The 16357-nt window shown below is 39.2% G+C and carries 18 protein-coding genes and 2 tRNA genes; 6 read left to right on the top strand and 14 right to left on the bottom strand.

The window, feature by feature from the left end; translation table 11 throughout:
* Positions 1-2 precede the first annotated feature (2 nt).
* The 3 genes from ACGHEH_RS08985 to ACGHEH_RS08995 all read right to left on the bottom strand — a co-directional run bounded on the left by ACGHEH_RS08985 (position 3) and on the right by ACGHEH_RS08995 (position 3242).
* Positions 3-938 carry a biotin-dependent carboxyltransferase family protein gene (locus ACGHEH_RS08985; RefSeq protein WP_390444263.1) on the bottom strand — a complete coding sequence of 312 codons (936 nt, stop codon included), beginning with the start codon at positions 936-938 and terminating at the stop codon, positions 3-5.
* Positions 932-1585, bottom strand: a complete 654-nt coding sequence (gene pxpB, locus ACGHEH_RS08990) for a 5-oxoprolinase subunit PxpB (RefSeq protein WP_390444265.1) — start codon at positions 1583-1585, stop codon at positions 932-934. Before pxpB ends, ACGHEH_RS08985 begins: the two co-directional genes overlap by 7 nt.
* A 142-nt stretch (positions 1586-1727) precedes the next feature.
* Positions 1728-3242, bottom strand: coding sequence for a leucyl aminopeptidase (locus tag ACGHEH_RS08995; protein WP_390444267.1), 1515 nt, complete (start codon positions 3240-3242; stop codon positions 1728-1730).
* A 220-nt stretch (positions 3243-3462) separates the two neighbouring features.
* Between ACGHEH_RS08995 and msrA the strand changes: the two genes are divergently transcribed.
* On the top strand, positions 3463-4659 hold the full coding sequence (msrA, locus tag ACGHEH_RS09000; RefSeq protein WP_390445170.1) for a peptide-methionine (S)-S-oxide reductase MsrA: 1197 nt from the start codon (positions 3463-3465) through the stop codon (positions 4657-4659).
* A 172-nt stretch (positions 4660-4831) separates the two neighbouring features.
* On the top strand, positions 4832-5863 hold the full coding sequence (locus ACGHEH_RS09005) for a diguanylate cyclase (RefSeq protein ID WP_390444269.1): 1032 nt from the start codon (positions 4832-4834) through the stop codon (positions 5861-5863).
* A 32-nt stretch (positions 5864-5895) separates the two neighbouring features.
* On the opposite strand, the gene ACGHEH_RS09010 is transcribed toward ACGHEH_RS09005, so the two are convergent.
* The 4 genes from ACGHEH_RS09010 to ACGHEH_RS09025 all read right to left on the bottom strand — a co-directional run bounded on the left by ACGHEH_RS09010 (position 5896) and on the right by ACGHEH_RS09025 (position 8493).
* Positions 5896-5972: transfer RNA gene (locus ACGHEH_RS09010), tRNA-Val, on the bottom strand.
* Between the two features lie 13 nt (positions 5973-5985).
* Positions 5986-6062, bottom strand: a tRNA-Val gene (locus ACGHEH_RS09015).
* 102 nt (positions 6063-6164) lie between these two features.
* Positions 6165-7166, bottom strand: coding sequence for a DUF3080 family protein (locus ACGHEH_RS09020; protein ID WP_390444272.1), 1002 nt, complete (start codon positions 7164-7166; stop codon positions 6165-6167).
* Positions 7144-8493: an MATE family efflux transporter gene (locus ACGHEH_RS09025; protein WP_390444275.1), complete on the bottom strand. Its 1350-nt coding sequence runs from the start codon at positions 8491-8493 to the stop codon at positions 7144-7146. The genes ACGHEH_RS09020 and ACGHEH_RS09025 overlap by 23 nt, the downstream gene beginning before the upstream one ends.
* Before the next feature lie 137 nt (positions 8494-8630).
* Between ACGHEH_RS09025 and ACGHEH_RS09030 the strand changes: the two genes are divergently transcribed.
* Positions 8631-9260 (top strand): riboflavin synthase subunit alpha, encoded by a 630-nt coding sequence (locus ACGHEH_RS09030; protein ID WP_390444277.1) that lies wholly within the window; start codon positions 8631-8633, stop codon positions 9258-9260.
* 18 nt (positions 9261-9278) lie between these two features.
* Here the strand turns inward: ACGHEH_RS09030 and ACGHEH_RS09035 are convergent, their stop codons facing one another.
* Both ACGHEH_RS09035 and ACGHEH_RS09040 read right to left on the bottom strand, forming a co-directional pair.
* Entirely contained in the window at positions 9279-9482 is a 204-nt protein-coding gene (locus ACGHEH_RS09035; RefSeq protein ID WP_138478534.1) for a CPXCG motif-containing cysteine-rich protein, read from the bottom strand.
* An 81-nt stretch (positions 9483-9563) separates the two neighbouring features.
* Positions 9564-10421: a fructosamine kinase family protein gene (locus tag ACGHEH_RS09040; protein ID WP_390444280.1), complete on the bottom strand. Its 858-nt coding sequence runs from the start codon at positions 10419-10421 to the stop codon at positions 9564-9566.
* Positions 10422-10578: 157 nt separating this feature from the next.
* On the opposite strand from ACGHEH_RS09040, the gene ACGHEH_RS09045 reads away from it, so the two are divergent.
* Positions 10579-11271, top strand: a complete 693-nt coding sequence (locus ACGHEH_RS09045) for a DUF445 domain-containing protein (protein WP_390444283.1) — start codon at positions 10579-10581, stop codon at positions 11269-11271.
* Positions 11272-11340: 69 nt separating this feature from the next.
* Here ACGHEH_RS09045 and ACGHEH_RS09050 read toward each other — a convergent pair whose 3' ends face one another.
* Positions 11341-11706 (bottom strand): DUF3718 domain-containing protein, encoded by a 366-nt coding sequence (locus tag ACGHEH_RS09050; RefSeq protein ID WP_390444286.1) that lies wholly within the window; start codon positions 11704-11706, stop codon positions 11341-11343.
* A 598-nt stretch (positions 11707-12304) separates the two neighbouring features.
* Here ACGHEH_RS09050 and ACGHEH_RS09055 point away from each other — a divergent pair.
* A complete protein-coding gene (locus tag ACGHEH_RS09055; RefSeq protein WP_138478542.1) occupies positions 12305-13687 on the top strand; it encodes an amidohydrolase in 1383 nt (460 codons plus the stop codon).
* 9 nt (positions 13688-13696) lie between these two features.
* Positions 13697-14935 (top strand): amidohydrolase family protein, encoded by a 1239-nt coding sequence (locus tag ACGHEH_RS09060; RefSeq protein ID WP_390444290.1) that lies wholly within the window; start codon positions 13697-13699, stop codon positions 14933-14935.
* A 64-nt stretch (positions 14936-14999) separates the two neighbouring features.
* Here the strand turns inward: ACGHEH_RS09060 and ACGHEH_RS09065 are convergent, their stop codons facing one another.
* From ACGHEH_RS09065 to tusD, 4 genes are read right to left on the bottom strand one after another with little or no spacing between them, the layout of a single operon-like run.
* A complete protein-coding gene (locus ACGHEH_RS09065) occupies positions 15000-15329 on the bottom strand; it encodes a TusE/DsrC/DsvC family sulfur relay protein (RefSeq protein ID WP_349286500.1) in 330 nt (109 codons plus the stop codon).
* A 1-nt stretch (position 15330) separates the two neighbouring features.
* Entirely contained in the window at positions 15331-15597 is a 267-nt protein-coding gene (locus tag ACGHEH_RS09070) for a hypothetical protein (RefSeq protein ID WP_390444293.1), read from the bottom strand.
* Positions 15594-15953, bottom strand: coding sequence for a sulfurtransferase complex subunit TusC (tusC, locus tag ACGHEH_RS09075; protein ID WP_390444296.1), 360 nt, complete (start codon positions 15951-15953; stop codon positions 15594-15596). Before tusC ends, ACGHEH_RS09070 begins: the two co-directional genes overlap by 4 nt.
* Entirely contained in the window at positions 15950-16303 is a 354-nt protein-coding gene (gene tusD / locus ACGHEH_RS09080; protein WP_390444299.1) for a sulfurtransferase complex subunit TusD, read from the bottom strand. Before tusD ends, tusC begins: the two co-directional genes overlap by 4 nt.
* Positions 16304-16357: the final 54 nt, after the last annotated feature.

The following is a 16357-nucleotide window of genomic DNA, read 5'->3' on the forward strand; positions in this document are numbered from 1 at the left end:
TGTTACTTCTTATTTTCTAATTGTTGTTTTGCGATTTTGAACCGCGTTATTTCTTGTTCTTGTTTTTTCAATGCAGTGTTAGCCACATCAAAATCTACCAGCTCAAAGCGACAAGTTTTAGTTGGCGCTAATTGGCTAAAATGACGTAAGTCTGCTTGGATCACAGAGGCAATAATTGGGTACCCACCTGTTGTTTGGCAGTCATTGAGCAAAACAATCGGGGTGCCTGTTGGCGGTAATTGAATAACGCCGGGGTGAACACCTTGCGAATCAATGCTTTTTTGGTGCGTTAACAATGAGGAGTGTTCTAAACGGGCACCCATACGATTACTCAAGTCGCTGATCGTCCAAGTTTTCGATAAAAGCTGTGCTAAATAATTCTCTGGCAAGATATCACAATGTGGGCCTTTGAGTACTCTTACCACGTTTGTATAGTCAGAGGGTTTTACAGCCAGCTCTGAGCAAGGAGCTAAGCTTTCAGAGAATGGAATGCAGTCAGCTTTTTGCAGCGGGTTTCCTTCAAAACCGCCAAATTTCGCTTGGCAGTCGGTACTGCGAGAGTTCATTACTTTCGGTACATCGAAACCATGTTCTACACATAAATAGGCGCGTAAAAACTCTGGATGACTGGAAAATTTAATGATGTCGCGCGCTTTTGCATGATAACGCCATCCAGGGTAGAGGGCTTTTGAATTGAGTTTTGCATTCAGGTTGCCCCCTGTAATGGTAAAATTACATGGCTTAGTAAATTCAAATTCAGCCAGACCAACAGTAATTTCAATACAGGCGGCAGTTTCTTTATTTCCTAGTAGTGCATTGCCTGCTTTCAATGCGATTGGATCGAGTACGCCAGATTGCGAGACACCTAAATGACGATGAGCTTTACGACCTAAATCTTGAATGCTGCTGAAAACGCCGGGTTTGATCACTTTTAGCATTGGCGGTGCTCCTTAGGAATAAATCTCACAATATCACCGGGTGCTAACAAGCTTGGCGAATCAGCATTAGGCTCAAATAAGGGGTGTTCGCACCTGCCTATAAGGTGCCAACCTCCTGGAGAGCTAGACGGGTAAATAGCAGTAAGAGATTCTGCTATTGCAACACTGAGTGAAGGTACATGCGCCCTTGGCGAGGCTTTTCGAGGCAACCTAAGTTGCTCTGGGAGCGACTCTAAATAACCAAACCCAGGTAAAAAGCCTAAAAATCCGACCAGATACTCTTTCGATGCATGTAACTCGACGACTTGTTTTTGGTTTAAACCGGTAAGCTCAGATACCTCATTTAAGTCAGGGCCGTATTCACCGCCATAGAAGGTATCGATTAGATGTGTCTTCGGTGTGAATGCTTCAGGTTCACTTTTTTCCCATAGGGTGATTAGCTGTTCTAACCAATAATCAGCTCGAGTAAAGTCATTGAGGTAGAAGGTAATAGATGAGTTGGCTGGAACTATGTCAAAAAAATCATTGGTATTGTTTGCGGTTTGTGCGAGCGCAAAGATTTTTTGTCGTATTTCCTGAGTAATTAATCCGTCAATTGATAGAACTAATGCTTGTTCACTAAGTTGATAGCATTGCACGCAGGTCATGGTTGTTCCGATTATTATATTTATTTTCTTATTGTGTCATAACAGACAAGTATTGAGTACCTTAGCGACAAACCAATACAAAAAAACCACATCTATAAATGGATGTGGCTTTTTAGATGAACTGTTTTAACTGGTGCAGTTATTACTGCTTGTTAGTTAAAAGCCAGTTACTTAGCATACGAACACCGTAACCTGTGCCGCCTGCTGGTATTTCATCTTTTGCAGAGTTAGTTAACGCGTTACCCGCGATATCTATGTGTAACCAACGTGTATCACCTGCAAAGTGTTGTAAGAATGATGCTGCAGTTGTTGCACCTGGGCCACCTGAACCGATGTTTGCGATGTCAGCAATTGGTGACTTAAGCATGTCTTTGTAGCCTAATGGTAAACGCCATACTGGCTCGTTTACTTGCTTACCAGCAACAGTGATTTGGTCAACTAGCGTTTGGTCATCTGAGAAGATTGCAGAGTAACGGTTACCTACTGCACGGATCTTAGAACCAGTTAGTGTTGCCACATCGATCATGATCTCTGGTTTGTAGTATTCACGTGCGTACCACATAGCGTCACTTAATACTAAACGACCTTCAGCGTCAGTGTTTAATACTTCAACACTAATGCCTTCAGCCGTGCGAAGTACATCACCTGGAGCGATTGAGTTTTCTGAAACCATGTTTGCAGCCATACCCATAACCGCAACTACGTTTACGTCTGCTTTGCTTAGTGCCATTGCTTTAACAGTACCAAGAACCGCTGCAGCACCTGCCATGTCAGATTTCATGCGGTTGATAGATGAACCAGTTTTGATGCTGTAACCACCTGAATCGAATGTAATACCTTTACCAACAAGTGCGATTGGTGTGCTTTTATTACCTTCATAATGTGCAACAACTAGACGTGAACCGTCTTTAGAGCCACGACCAACACCTTCAAGTGCGCCCATACCAAGCTCTTTAAGTTTTGCAGGCTCTAAAATAATTACTTTAACGCCGTATTGCTCAAGCTCTTTTGCTGCTTTTGCGAAATCAACAGGCGTCATTTCAGTTGGTACTTCAGACGTTAGGTCACGTGCTAAAAATACACCTTTTTCGATGTTTGCTAGTTGCTGGTACGCTTTCGATGCTGCTTTTTTGTTAGCTACATCGATGTTGTAAGTTACGTTGAATTTGTTTGGCTCTTTTTTGTATAGCTCAAACGTGTAATCACGTAAGTTTGCACCGTGTGCAAGTTGTGCTGCAAGGTCAGCGTTGCTAGCTGCGCCTTTTACATCTTCAAACGCGATTGTCGCTTTATTTACTTTTTTACCTTCAAGTCTAGCGTGTAAGTTAGCACCAAGCTTAGCCATTTTTGCTGAGTCAAGCTTGTCTTCTTCACCTAAACCAACCACTAAGATGCGGCCGTAATCGCTGTCAACTGGTGCGATTACTTCTAATGTTTTACCGTAAGCACCTTTGAATTCAGCTGTTCTAATAGCGCGATTAATTTGTTTTTTGGTATCTCTATCTAAGAAATCAAATTGTGTTGCTGCTTCGCCTGCTTGGAAAACAACAAGTGCATCACCCTTGCTTAATTTAGAGTTGAAATTGAAGTCTGCTGCAAATGCGCTCGATGCAGAAACTGCTAACGCGATTGCACTGATCTGTGAAACAAATTTCATAGTACATTCCTAGATAAATAATTTGTTGGCTTTTTACATTAAATTCGTAAAAAAAGACACTCAATGTCGTTCAATTTACGAGTTTAAACGGTGGATGAAAGTAAATTCACATCCACAAGGTCATAGTTAATATGTTTTAAGCACATTTTAGGTCAATTAAATGAAAGTAATAATTACGATTTTGTCTACATTGCTATTTTTTCCTCTATTTTCAAATGCAATGGATAAAGACAATGCAACTTCTCATATTCAAACATTGGTGCTGGGTTCGGGATGTTTCTGGGGGGCTGAAAAAGGCTATGAACAGTTAGAAGGGGTGCTAGACGCTGAGTCTGGTTATGCAGATGGCCGTGGCTTTAAAGCAACCTATAAAGAGATCATCAAACGTAAACGACGTTTTGATGACGATAATTATGCTGAAGTCGTGAAAGTTACTTACAACGCCAATATGCTCAATACACGTGCATTGCTTGAACATTTTTTTGAAAAGCATGATCCAACACAAGAAAATCGCCAAGGCAATGACATTGGTACTCAGTACCGTTCAATTATTTTGTATAACACACCTGAACAGCTTTCAGTGATCAATGAAGCAAAAACAGAGTTTCAGAACTTATTAAGCAAGGCTGGGTATGGAGAAATAAAGACCCAAGTGAAGCCACTTGAGCAGTTTTATCGTGCCGAAGAATATCATCAAAACTACATTGCTAAAAACCCAAATGGTTACTGCCCTGATCATTCTACTGGTGTGACGTTTAAGCAAACAAAACCAAATAAAGTTGATAACAGTTCATTGCTGGTGGGCAAGCAAGTGGTGATCATTGATTCTCGCAATTACTGCCCATATTGTGAAAAACTTAAATCTACCGTACTGAACGACTATCAAGGCACCATTCCATTAACTTATCGCTATTCAGATCAACTTGACGGTTTAGTGGTTCGTTCAGCGACTTGGGCAACGCCTACCATTTTATTTTTTGAAAATGGTAAAGAAGTGGCTGGTTTTCAGGGTTATATGACCCGTGAAGACTTTTATCAAGCGCTGGGTGCATTTAAATTAGGTGACTCAGAAGCCTATGAAGTTGCTTTTCAAAAGGGAACTGACAGACCGTTTTGTAAAGAATACGATCTGTTCAAGAAAACAGGCGAGGGCGTGTTTATTGATAAACTAAGCGGTGCGCCATTGTTTGAAACATCAAAACGGTTCAACTCAGGTACAGGTTGGTTGTCGTTTACTCGTCCTGTAAAAGACAGTGTCACTTACCATGACGACAGTAGTTTTGGTATGCAACGAATTGAAATACGTTCTAAATCGAGCGGCATTCATCTAGGTCATGTTTTTAAAGGCGAAGGTCCAAGAGGACAAGACAGATACTGTATTAACGCTACCGTATTAGAATTTAAAGAAAAAGCATAAATTTGACTGTAAAATACAACTAATTAATTTAGTGTTATACAGAACATGTTTATGCTAAATGATGCAAAAGTGCACTATTTTTCATTGTTTAGCGTATACTTTAATTGTAGAAAATACGTGAGTTAGGGCATGTTTCTATTCGCAGGTTATTAATTTGTTAGATGGTGTAGTTTTGGACCAAAATTTATTTTTATTAACAGTTCATAGGCAATTTAATCGCCTTCTAAGCGATTTAGCATTGAGTTCGGATATCGCTCCTTTTCTCAAAGAAGTGATCGGAACAGTAGAACGATTTTTGCCTGGCTGTAAGGTTTCTATTCTAACTTTAAATAAAGAACACAATACACTACACAGTGGTGCTGAAAATAACCTACCTGATTTCTACAACGATGCCATTGAAGGCGTGAAAATAGGCGAAAATGTGGGAAGCTGTGGCGCAGCAGCATTTTTAAATAAACCTGTTATTGTCGAAAATATAAATTCGCACGCAAATTGGCAACCATATTTAGCGCTTACCCAACAAGCTAATCTTCATGCATGTTGGTCTATTCCTTTCACTGACTCTTACAAAGAGGTCATGGGGACGTTTGCGATTTATCATCACGAAGTAAAGTCTCCGACAGAAGCTGAAATTGAGGTTGTTAAAGTAGCTGCCCTTATAACATCAGTTGCAATGGAAAAGCTGAAACTAGAAGAGCAACTAATATTTAGTGCGACACATGATGAACTCACTCGTCTCCATAACCGCGCTTTTTTAAACGAAGCTGGTGAAAACTTTTTATCACTTTGCGCCAGAAATGAAATGAATTGCTCTGTGCTATTCATGGATCTAAACAAATTTAAACGCGTCAACGACGAACTTGGTCACAAAGCCGGCGATGAATTACTTGTTCATGTCGCTAAAATAATTCAAAAGCAAACTCGTAAAAGCGATATTTCGGCGAGGTTTGGCGGTGATGAATTTATTATCATTATGGAAAATACATCAGAAGATGATGGTGAATCAGTAGCAAAGCGAATCCATAACGCAATTATGGACAGCGTATCTGAAAATATACTCGCGTTGCATTTTGGAATGAGTATAGGTGTCGCTAGAATGTCTGCGTATGAGAAGTTATCTCTGAAAAAGTTGATTAATATTGCTGATGAAGCTATGTATTTTGCAAAACAAAATGATTTAGGTGTTTATATCAAAAGGGTGTAAATGTTAGTTTTAGGGAAAGTTATTTAGAGTGGTGGTACAACCGAGTGGATTCGAACCACCGACCCCTACCATGTCAAGGTAGTGCTCTAACCAACTGAGCTACGGTTGTATAAAGGAATAGTTGGTACAACCGAGTGGATTCGAACCACCGACCCCTACCATGTCAAGGTAGTGCTCTAACCAACTGAGCTACGGTTGTACAATTCTAGGAAGTTCCTAGGCAACGGCGGCTAATATATAGCGCTAAAATAAAATGTTCAAGCGTTGAAACTAAAATTTTGTTTAATTGCAGTTTTTTTGTTCATAAAGTTCTAATGTCACATGCTTTATAAAAATTTTGCCACCATATAACGTGCTCTTTGCTTGTTTGTTTTAACTGGTTAAGTAACGAGTTCTTACTTTCAACATCAATTAGCTGTGCCAGTTCAGGATGTGCTTGCCACAATTCAAACAACATAGGAGAGGTCTTTTCTAGTAGACCTGTTAAGTCGGCTTGATACCCCTGAATTTTATTTAAATAAAATTTGTTGAAAATCGTATTTAGGATTTGGGCCTCTTTCTTACTTTTCCCTTCTCTACACACAGAATTCATATAATTAAAACCGGAAATCCAAGCAGTCAATTGTTGGTTGTAGGCAATTTGCAACTGGGCACTTGATAAAAGCTGTCTAATAAATCGATTTTGGTGCAACTTTTCTAACGATGTAGTGATTGACGATACATCGATAGAGTCGATTTTTTCGCTGGCTATTTGTTTGCGTATATTCAGAAGGTTATCTAACGCTTCAAAAGCACTAGCACTACTGTATTGATTACTGTCTGTAGGAAGCAAGTCGCTAGTAAGTTGCAATAAACCTTTTAATTCAACTTCATTAAAAAGCATATAATTAAACTCGCTCATTAGGTTTTGCTGCTTTTCTATAGCTGCGCTTTTAAGTGTTGCTTTTAGCGATTCATCATTGGTAAGGGGGTCATTTAAACATTCATTGGCAAATTTAATGAACTGAATCTGATACTTTAGCCGCTCACTGGCAACTTGCGTTTTACCAAGCTGATTATTTCTTTTTGCAACTAAGTTAGAAAGCTTACAGTGTCCCAATGAACCGAGTTCGAGTATAGAAATTTGAAACTGCGATTCAAGCTGTGATACAACAGGCACTTGGATATTTTTTAATACCGGCTTGTCAGGAGCATTCCCTAATACGGTATTTAAGCGCGCTTTGTAATCATCATTTATATCAACAGCCTGCTCAGTACACGCTGACAGAATAAGCAAACTACTAATCAGTAACCATTTTTGCAAGACGAGACCTCACACTAAGTAAAAGTAAACAGGCGGCAACAGATAAACCGAGGATAATGCCAATCCAAAACCCTTTCGCACCCATAGGTGCAACCAGCCAATTTGTTTTTGCCAGCACATATCCTAAAGCGAAGCCAATCAACCAATAAGAGACAAAAGTGATACCCATGATAGGCTGAGTATGTTTTAGGCCTCTGAGTACACCGCTGGCTGCAACTTGAAGGGCATCTGGTAACTGATAAAAACAAGCTAAGATGATGATCCCCATTGCCAACTGAGCAACTTGTTCGTTTTGAGTATACAAGTATGTAACTGGCTCTCTGAATATAAATGTAACGAGTGCGACAAAGAAAGCGATCATTGCAGCTAAGCAAAAACTCGTAAAAATGGCCGTTTTAAGTTGTGTGTATGCTTGTTGGCCTGAAAGGTTACCTATACGGATCGCAATGGCCATAGAGAGGCTTAAAGGCATCATAAATAAAACGGCTGTGACACTCGCGGCAATCTGGTGTCCAGATACCATAATGGCACCTAAATCAGCAATAAACAGTGGAATACATGCAAATAAAGTGACTTCAAAAAAGGTCGCCATCGAAATTGGAAAACCAAGCTTAGTGAGGTAAAACATGGACTTTAAGTTTGGTTTTTCAAAGCGGCTAACCAGCCAATGGCCTTTCAGTTTTTTGCTATTGAAACTATAAATAATTTGGCTCAACGCCATCGCACATGCCACTAAACTTGTCGCCACGCCACAGCCAGCTGCCCCCATCGCCGGCATGCCTAACTTTCCGTATATAAAAATATAGTTAGCTACTATGTTTACCAACAGCCCGATGATGCTGATATAAAAAGTGACTTTAGTCAGCCCGATACCTTCTGAGACGTTTCGATAAACGTTAAACACCAAAAAACCAAGCACACCCCATTTAACATACTCAATATAGGCTTGCGAGGTGTTAATAATTTCAGCTTTCGCCCCAAGCTTTGAAAAGATATATGGCGTTATGAGAGGGAGCAGAAAGACCAATGCACTTAATATGGCAACTAAAAATAAGCTTTGTTGAAAGTAGTGCTTTATTCCTTTTGTGTCTTTGGCGCCATGACAGTGGGCAACCACGCTGGTCAATGCCAATAAGATTCCTTGTAATGAAAAGATAACCGGGTTTAATACCCCAGTTGCGATCGACAAAGCCGCGAGGTCATTGGCACTAACTTGACCAGCCATCATAGTGTCTACCACAGACATCAAGACAAGAATGATCTGTGCAAAAAATACAGGTAAGGCAAGTTGTAGAAGGCGTTTGGCTTCCCAAAGACTAAATTTCATAATGTATGATTGTAAAAAACCTGATTCTAATCTGGTAATAAATCATAAGCTAATAAAAGAGATAAATAACTTAAATGATCGCTTACTGCAGTTGTTTCGTTCCTGTATGATTGCCTTATTACGATAGAGGAGTATTCATGTTTACAGGCATTATTCAAACAAAAGCGAGTGTAATTTCGACAAACCTTGATGGTGGTGTGCTCAGACTGGTGTTGTCAGTTGGTTCTGAATACTTACAGCACCTTGATTTAGGAGCAAGTATTGCAATCAATGGATGTTGTTTAACCGTCGTAAGTTATGAATTAAACCCGCAAGATGTGGTTGGGCAAGCGACTTTTGATGTGATTGAAGAAACGCTGAAGCTCACCAATCTTGGCGAGTTAAAACGTGGCATGTTTGTAAACTTAGAACGCTCGGTAACATTTGGCACTGAACTCGGCGGCCATATCGTTTCAGGTCATATTCACTGTACGGCTGAAATTGAAGATATTGTTGTGAGTGGCAATAACTGCAAAATCTTGCTTGATTTACCTAAAGCGTGGTTGAAATACATAGTGTATAAGGGCTTTGTCTGTATTAATGGTGCAAGTTTGACGGTGGGAGAAATGACTGACACCGGGTTCTGGCTACACTTAATCCCAGAAACCTTGTCGATCACCAACCTTGGACTTGCACAAGTAGGCGATAAACTTAATATTGAGGTTGATCAGCAAACCTACACAATAGTAAATACAGTAGAAAAGTATATGCAAAAGCATATTCAATAATGGTTTATGCGAACAGATCTAAAAGATCTGTTCGTCATCGCTATCTACATGTAGCTCTAATTTATTTTGTGCATAGTCAATATGCATATTCAAGTGAATGGGGTTGCAACACGCAGCACAATCTTCATACATATCTTGATCGCCCTCGCTAGCATCTAAACTGACAAATACATGATGGCCACAATGTGGACAGCTAATACGTTGTTGATATAAAGACTTCATGGAAGCCTCCATAAATCAAAGAATGTAATTTAAATATAGCAGCTGTCATGAGAATTACATTGTTGTCAAAAGATGTATAATTTAAAACTGTTCAAGTATGTGTTTTATTTTTTCTTTCGATTGATTTATATAATCTCCAGAGAAACGGTTAGCTAACACTAGAAGTGGGTAGAGTTGGTAAATATCTTTCAAGATAGGCGATAAATTTATCGCAGAGATTGACTGATACCCAGCATAAAACTCATCAGGCAATGTAGCGAACAGTTCGGCTGTTGCAATATCAACAAGCTTATCACCGTAATAACAAGCGGGATCAAGCAACATGGGCCTACCATGATAGAAACGAATATTTCCTTTCCAAAAGTGACCATGCAGTAAAGAAGGTGTAATGTGATGGGGGATATGGGGTTTTATGATATGTACAAATTCATCAATATCGACCAGTTTTATTCCTTGCTCTGATAAGAGTTGCAGTTGCCAGCCAAGGCGTTCTTCACCAAAGAATATGTGCCATTTTTTATGCCACTGATTGGGCTGAGGTTGGTCAATAACGTAGTTATCTTTATCTGAGCCAAACATTTCTTGCTCACACTTAATGTGCATTTTTGCTAAGGTTTGCCCGCATAGGTACCAATTATCGTGAGATGTTAAATCTTCAAGAAACTCTAATACAATGAATGCAAACTCTTTTGAAGTACCAAGTGTAATTGTGTCTGCAATGATGAAATCAGAATCTCTGGTGAGTGTATCTCTGGCGTGCTTTTCAGCTTCGAAAAGTTCAATTTGTTCTATTGGGGCAACTTTGACTAAAAAGCAGTAGTTATCATCAGAAATCTTGTAGTGCTTGAAAGCAGAGTGTGTAGTAATTGCTTGTTTTTGGGTTAATTCAAAAGAGGTATGAATGGCCGCGGAAACTTGTTGTTTAACACATTGCCACATAAGACAGCTCAGCTTTTTCGATTTGAATACTAAAACTATGGTTTAAATTTCAAATAACTCAATAAAAGCAAACAAAAATATCCATGATATTTGTGATTGAATCTGTATTTTGCGCAAAAGCATAGTTACAATTCGTGTCCTTAGCATGGGAGGACAAATGAATAAGAGCTACATTACAAACATAATTGCATGTCTACTGGTTTTTATTGGTTACTTTTACCCTCAACCGATTTTATTTTCAGTTGGTATATTTGCTTTGTCTGGTGCAATGACAAACCTTATTGCAATCCATATGTTGTTTGAAAAAGTCCCATTTTTATATGGCAGCGGTGTGATCACGCTAAAGTTTAAAGAATTTAAAGCATCTATACGCTCACTCATTTTGGAACAATTCTTTACCAAAGAAAAAATAGAATCGGTATTAGAAAGTCAAGGTGACGTAGATCTCAAACCTGTTATTGAAAAAGTAGATTTAAGCCCGGCTTTTGATAAGTTAGTCACTGTGATTGAAGGATCTCAATTTGGTCCAATGTTAGGTATGTTTGGTGGAAAAGAAGCCTTAGAGCCTATGCGCGAGCCATTCACTGAAAAGATGCAAGGGGCGATCATAGAAATTACCGAAGAAGAAAAATTTAAGCTGTTATTAAAAGATGAACTATTTAGCCATGGCGGCTCAGATAAAATATTTTCCACCATTGAAAAAGCAGTTGATGGTAGGCTTGCTGAATTAACCCCTGTGATGGTGAAAGACATTATTCAAAATATGATCAGAACTCATTTGGGTTGGTTAGTTGTTTGGGGCGGTGTATTTGGCGGCTTGTTCGGTTTAGTGGCTGCGTTATTGGGTTAGAAAATAGAATGCGTCAACTAAAAGATTTTGACGCATTTTGTTCGTAAAGCATATAAACCAAACCTGCAGTTATCTTGAACCAGCAACAACAAGAACTTTCTGATCACGTTTAGCAGCTAAATCTCGAATGGTTGTGACTGTATTCAAATCTAGGTTGAGAATTTTAGCACTATTATTTAAATCATAAGTTGCAGTAAAGTTAGCGACGCTTAAATCATTACAGGTCAGCTTGTTAACTAGTGAGTGCTTCTTAATGTGTACATCTTTCATTTTTTTTGATAGCGCTAGTTTGTTGTCTTTCGCAATTGCCATGCATAGTTGAGTGCCAATTGAATTGTCAGCAGCTGTAAATTCGGTTGCATTTGCATTAGTCGCTACAAATGTTGATGTTGCTAAAATTAAAGTTGCACCAAGTGTTGTTAATGTATTCATCATTTTGCTCCATGTGTTTATGAGATACAGGGTAAGTATTGCCTGTTCTTAAACAGAATGCTGTAAAACAAAATCGACAGAATGTAATGAAATGTGTTTTATATTTCGAGCTTTTTAAGATTTTGTTTTATTTGGGTTTTATATTCCTGAAATGTAAATTAAACACTGGAAAAAATTGTAGATATTTCATTGTTAACAGCCTGTTTTCATAATTTGTACCTTATATTATCTGAAAGTATTTATTTGCAACGGTAAATGGCAAAATGTGTCATTTGCGACATACTTTTCGGTAATTCTTACAACTGATTATTTAAACCTTTTTTGTAATACCAACCCTAAATAATACTTAATCATTTTGAGGGACTAATACTGACGCTAGCATCGTTGAAAATCTCTTATTTAGAACAACTAAAAAGCAAAATTTCCGCCTTGCTATCGACAAGTTTTATTTGCCTCAAAATAGATCACTTAATTAAGAGGATTGGTATAAGCTTGGTATGTGGCGTAAAAATGTAATATTTCGTCGTAAATCATTGCAGTGACAGCTCTACACGTCGTAACCTATTAATGACAAACTAAAACAACAAACTGAGATAACCTTATGCAAAAATTTGCAATGTCAACGGTTGTACTTGCACTTGCTGCAGCTTTATCTGGATGTCAGGATAAAGGCCCGCAAAAAGAGTTTGTATCAATCGAAAAAAATCCATATCCGAGTACTTATAAGCCAGTGTCTAATAAATCAGTGTTAATTACTGATGCCACTGTACTTACCGGTACGGGTGAGCGTTTAGAAAGTGCTGACGTATATATTGTTGACGGTAAAATTCAACAAGTAGGTAAAGACTTAGCTGTTCAAGCTGATACTACAGTAGATGCAGCTGGTAAATGGGTAACACCAGGTATCATAGATGTTCACTCACATCTTGGTGCATATCCAAGCCCGTCTGTTGAGTCACACCAAGACGGTAATGAAATGATCAGCCCAAACACTGCTGAAGTGTGGGTTGAGCACTCGGTATGGCCGCAAGATCCTGGTTTCAACCGTGCGCGTGAAGGCGGTATCACCACGCTTCAAATCTTACCTGGTTCAGCTAACTTATTTGGTGGTCGTGCAGTAACACTTAAAAATGTGCCAGCACATACCATGCAAGCAATGAAATTTCCTGAAGCACCTTACGGTCTAAAAATGGCATGTGGTGAAAACCCGAAACGTGTTTATGGTCGTAAAGGTGTTGCGCCATATACACGTATGGGTAACATGGCCGGCTACCGTCAAGCTTGGATCGAAGCTACTGAATATAAAGCGGCTTGGGAACAATATGAAGCAGCTTATAAAGCAGGTTTGAACCCAACAGCACCAGAACGTGATATTAAGTACGATACGTTACGTGGTGTATTAGACGGTGAAATCCTAATTCATAACCACTGTTATAAAGCAGAAGAAATGGCGATGATGATCGACCTATCTAAAGAGTTTGGTTATCACGCTGGTACTTTCCACCACGGTATTGAAGCATATAAAGTCGCTGACTTACTCGCTGAAAATGGTAACTGTGCGGCGCTTTGGCCAGACTGGTGGGGCTTCAAGATGGAAGCGTATGACATGGTTCAAGAAAACGTAGCTATTGTTGATGCAGTTAAGAACTCATGTGCGGTTGTTCATTCAGATTCAGATACGACAATTCAGCGTCTAAACCAGGAAGCTGCAAAAATCATGTACACAGCAAACCAAAATGGCTTCAACCTAACTGAAGAACACGCCATTAAGTGGATCACTTACAATGCAGCTAAATCACTAGGTGTTGCAGATAAAACAGGTTCACTTGAAGCGGGCAAACAAGCTGATGTTGTAATTTGGGATAAAAACCCGTTCAGCGTATACAGTAAAGCTCAAGAAGTTTACGTTGATGGTGCAAAAGTATATGACCGTAACGACGAAAAGTATCAAGCAGTCAGTGACTTTATGTTAGGTCAGCGATAGGAGTAAAGCATGAAAAAGTTTAATTTATCTTTGGTAACGGGTGCTTTACTTGCGAGCTCTGCAGCATTTGCACAAGTTACGGCAATTACGAATGCCACAGTTCATACTATGACTGATAAAGGTGTACTTAAAGACGCCACAGTACTAATTGAAAACGGTAAAATCATTGCGATTAATCCATCATCAGTATCAGCAGACGTAACAATCGATGCGCAAGACAAAATCTTAACACCGGGTTTCATTGGTTCAATGAATCAGGTGGGTCTCGTTGAAGTGGGTGCTGTTTCACGTTCAAACGATGGTTATGACAAAAAAGCGAGTGCAATGTTTGATGCAAGCACAGCATTCAACCCTCGCTCTTCGTTAATTCCTTATGCGCGTAAAGGTGGTCTAACACAAAATGTAGTTGTACCACATGGTGGTGAGAGCATTTTCTCAGGTTTAAGCTTTGTTACAGATCTAAGCGGTGACTTTGAAAGTGTTACAGCTACAGAGACAGCCTTGATTGTGCGCTTAGGTGCAAAGAGCAGTGGTTCTCGAGCAGTGTCTCTAAAGCAGCTAGTTGACAAACTTGAAGGTCAACAAAAGAAATTAGCTAAGAAAGACAAAAAAAAGGATAAGAAAGACGAACCTAGTAAAGAAGAGCAGGTTTTAACAAAAGTTCTTAAAGGCGAGCTACCTGTTATTACTAAAGTATCTCGTGCATCAGACATTTTAGAGTTGTTAAAGGTTAAAAAGCAGTTTGGCTTAAACCTAGTACTTTGGAATGCTGAAGATGCGCCTTTGGTAAAAACTCAGATCTCTGAAAGCAAAACGCCGGTTATCTTAAGCGCTGTTAGCAATTTACCTAGTGACTTTGATTCGCTTCACGCAAGTCTTGAAACGGCGGGTGAGCTTGAAAAAGCGGGTGTTAAAGTTCTTTTAGCAGTGGGTTCAGACTCAAGCCACAATGTCTATCAGCTCCGTTTTGATGCGGGTATTGCTGTTGCAAATGGCATGAGCCATGACGGTGCATTAAAAGCAGTAACAAGCAATATTGCAGATGTATTTGGTCTGAATGCAGGTAAAGTAGCTAAAGGTCAACGCGCTGATTTAGTACTTTGGAGCGCAGATCCATTTGAATTCAGCACAAGTATTGAATCAATGTGGATCAACGGCGAAAAAGTGAATACAAATGATTCACGCCATGACAAGTTACGTGACCGTTACAATACGCCTTCAGATATGCCACGAGCATATACTAAGTAAGGTCTAAAAAATGAGAAAGGGCTGATAATCAGCCCTTTTTTATAACTAAATTTTGGTTAGATGCTTAAATACACCGCGCAGGTTTTGGTAGACCAGCTATTTTTGTCGCCTGTTTAGCTGGACCTTTTGGAAATAGTTTATATAAATACATACTATTGCCTTTATCTTCACCAAGCGCTTTGGCCATTGCTTTCACGAGCATACGGATTGCAGGGCTGGTGTTGTACTCTTCATAAAAGTCTCTGACAAAACGCACAACTTCCCAATGTGCTTCTGATAGCTCGATATTTTCTTCCGCAGCAATAATAGGCGCTAATGATTCGCACCACTGTGTATGGTCAAGTAAGTAACCTTGCTTATCGGTCTCTATTTGGGTGTTATTAAATTCGATCATATTACCAATTTACTGTGTTGTTGGTGGTGATTAGCTCGACCCAAGTTGAGTCGTCAACTAAGTTAACAGCGTCTGAAGTTTCAATATTTCGAAGCTCAACACATGTTTTTAATAAATATATATTCTTCACTTGTAGTGACGTAAACGCGCGCCAATCAAAGCAAGCATCACCTGTTAATAAAAGCGGGTTAGCTCCATTCTTTGTCAGCTCAATTGTCGTAGCGCTATATGAACTGAATGGTTTTGAAAAAATATGAACAGTACTCATGATAAAACCACCGTATGATCTTGCTTAGTAATTAGTGATTGCTGTTCTTTTAAAGAGAGTGGGGTGACCTCGATACTTAAATTATCGGAAGTCATCGCATACTTTTTAAGGCTTTCAGCACACACATAGACTTGTTCAACATCATAGATTTCAAGCGTCTTAAGGGTTTTAAAAAAATCTTTTAAACCTGAATTTGAGAGGTTATAGCCAGCTTTTAAAGCTAAAACAGCATCATCTTTAAATAGCCAACTGATGTTTTGCTCAATGGCAGCGAAAATTAAGCACGTATCCAATGATTCGCGAATATGCATTTTATAGAAAGGGGCTTTATAGCTGATGACTAAAATATTCTTCATTTGAATTGCACCCATTTATCAGCTTTTGCTGCCAACATTGAAAACTCAGCCAGACCTGCGACTTTAAAACTACCCGTGTTATCTATATCAATGCCTCGTTTTTCTGCAGCTGTTACACACAGTAAAATAGGAATGTTTAGAGCATGTAGCGATTGCCAAGTCTCTACGAGAGGAAACTCGTCACTAGCAAGTTGTATATTTTGGTTGGCGTGATACACACCATCTTGGTACAAGAAAATACAATCAATCTGATGACCTGCTTGTAAAGCAGCAACAACAAACCGTTTTAAAAGGAATACATTGTGGTGATCATCAACACCAGAATGCAGTGACAAGACGAAATTACGCAAATTTTTCTCATAAAAAAAGCCCCAGATGGGGCTTATTTTAACAAAACTTATGAC

The sequence above is a fragment of the Pseudoalteromonas sp. MTN2-4 genome (assembly GCF_042848605.1).
In the GTDB taxonomy this organism is placed as follows: Bacteria; Pseudomonadota; Gammaproteobacteria; order Enterobacterales; family Alteromonadaceae; genus Pseudoalteromonas.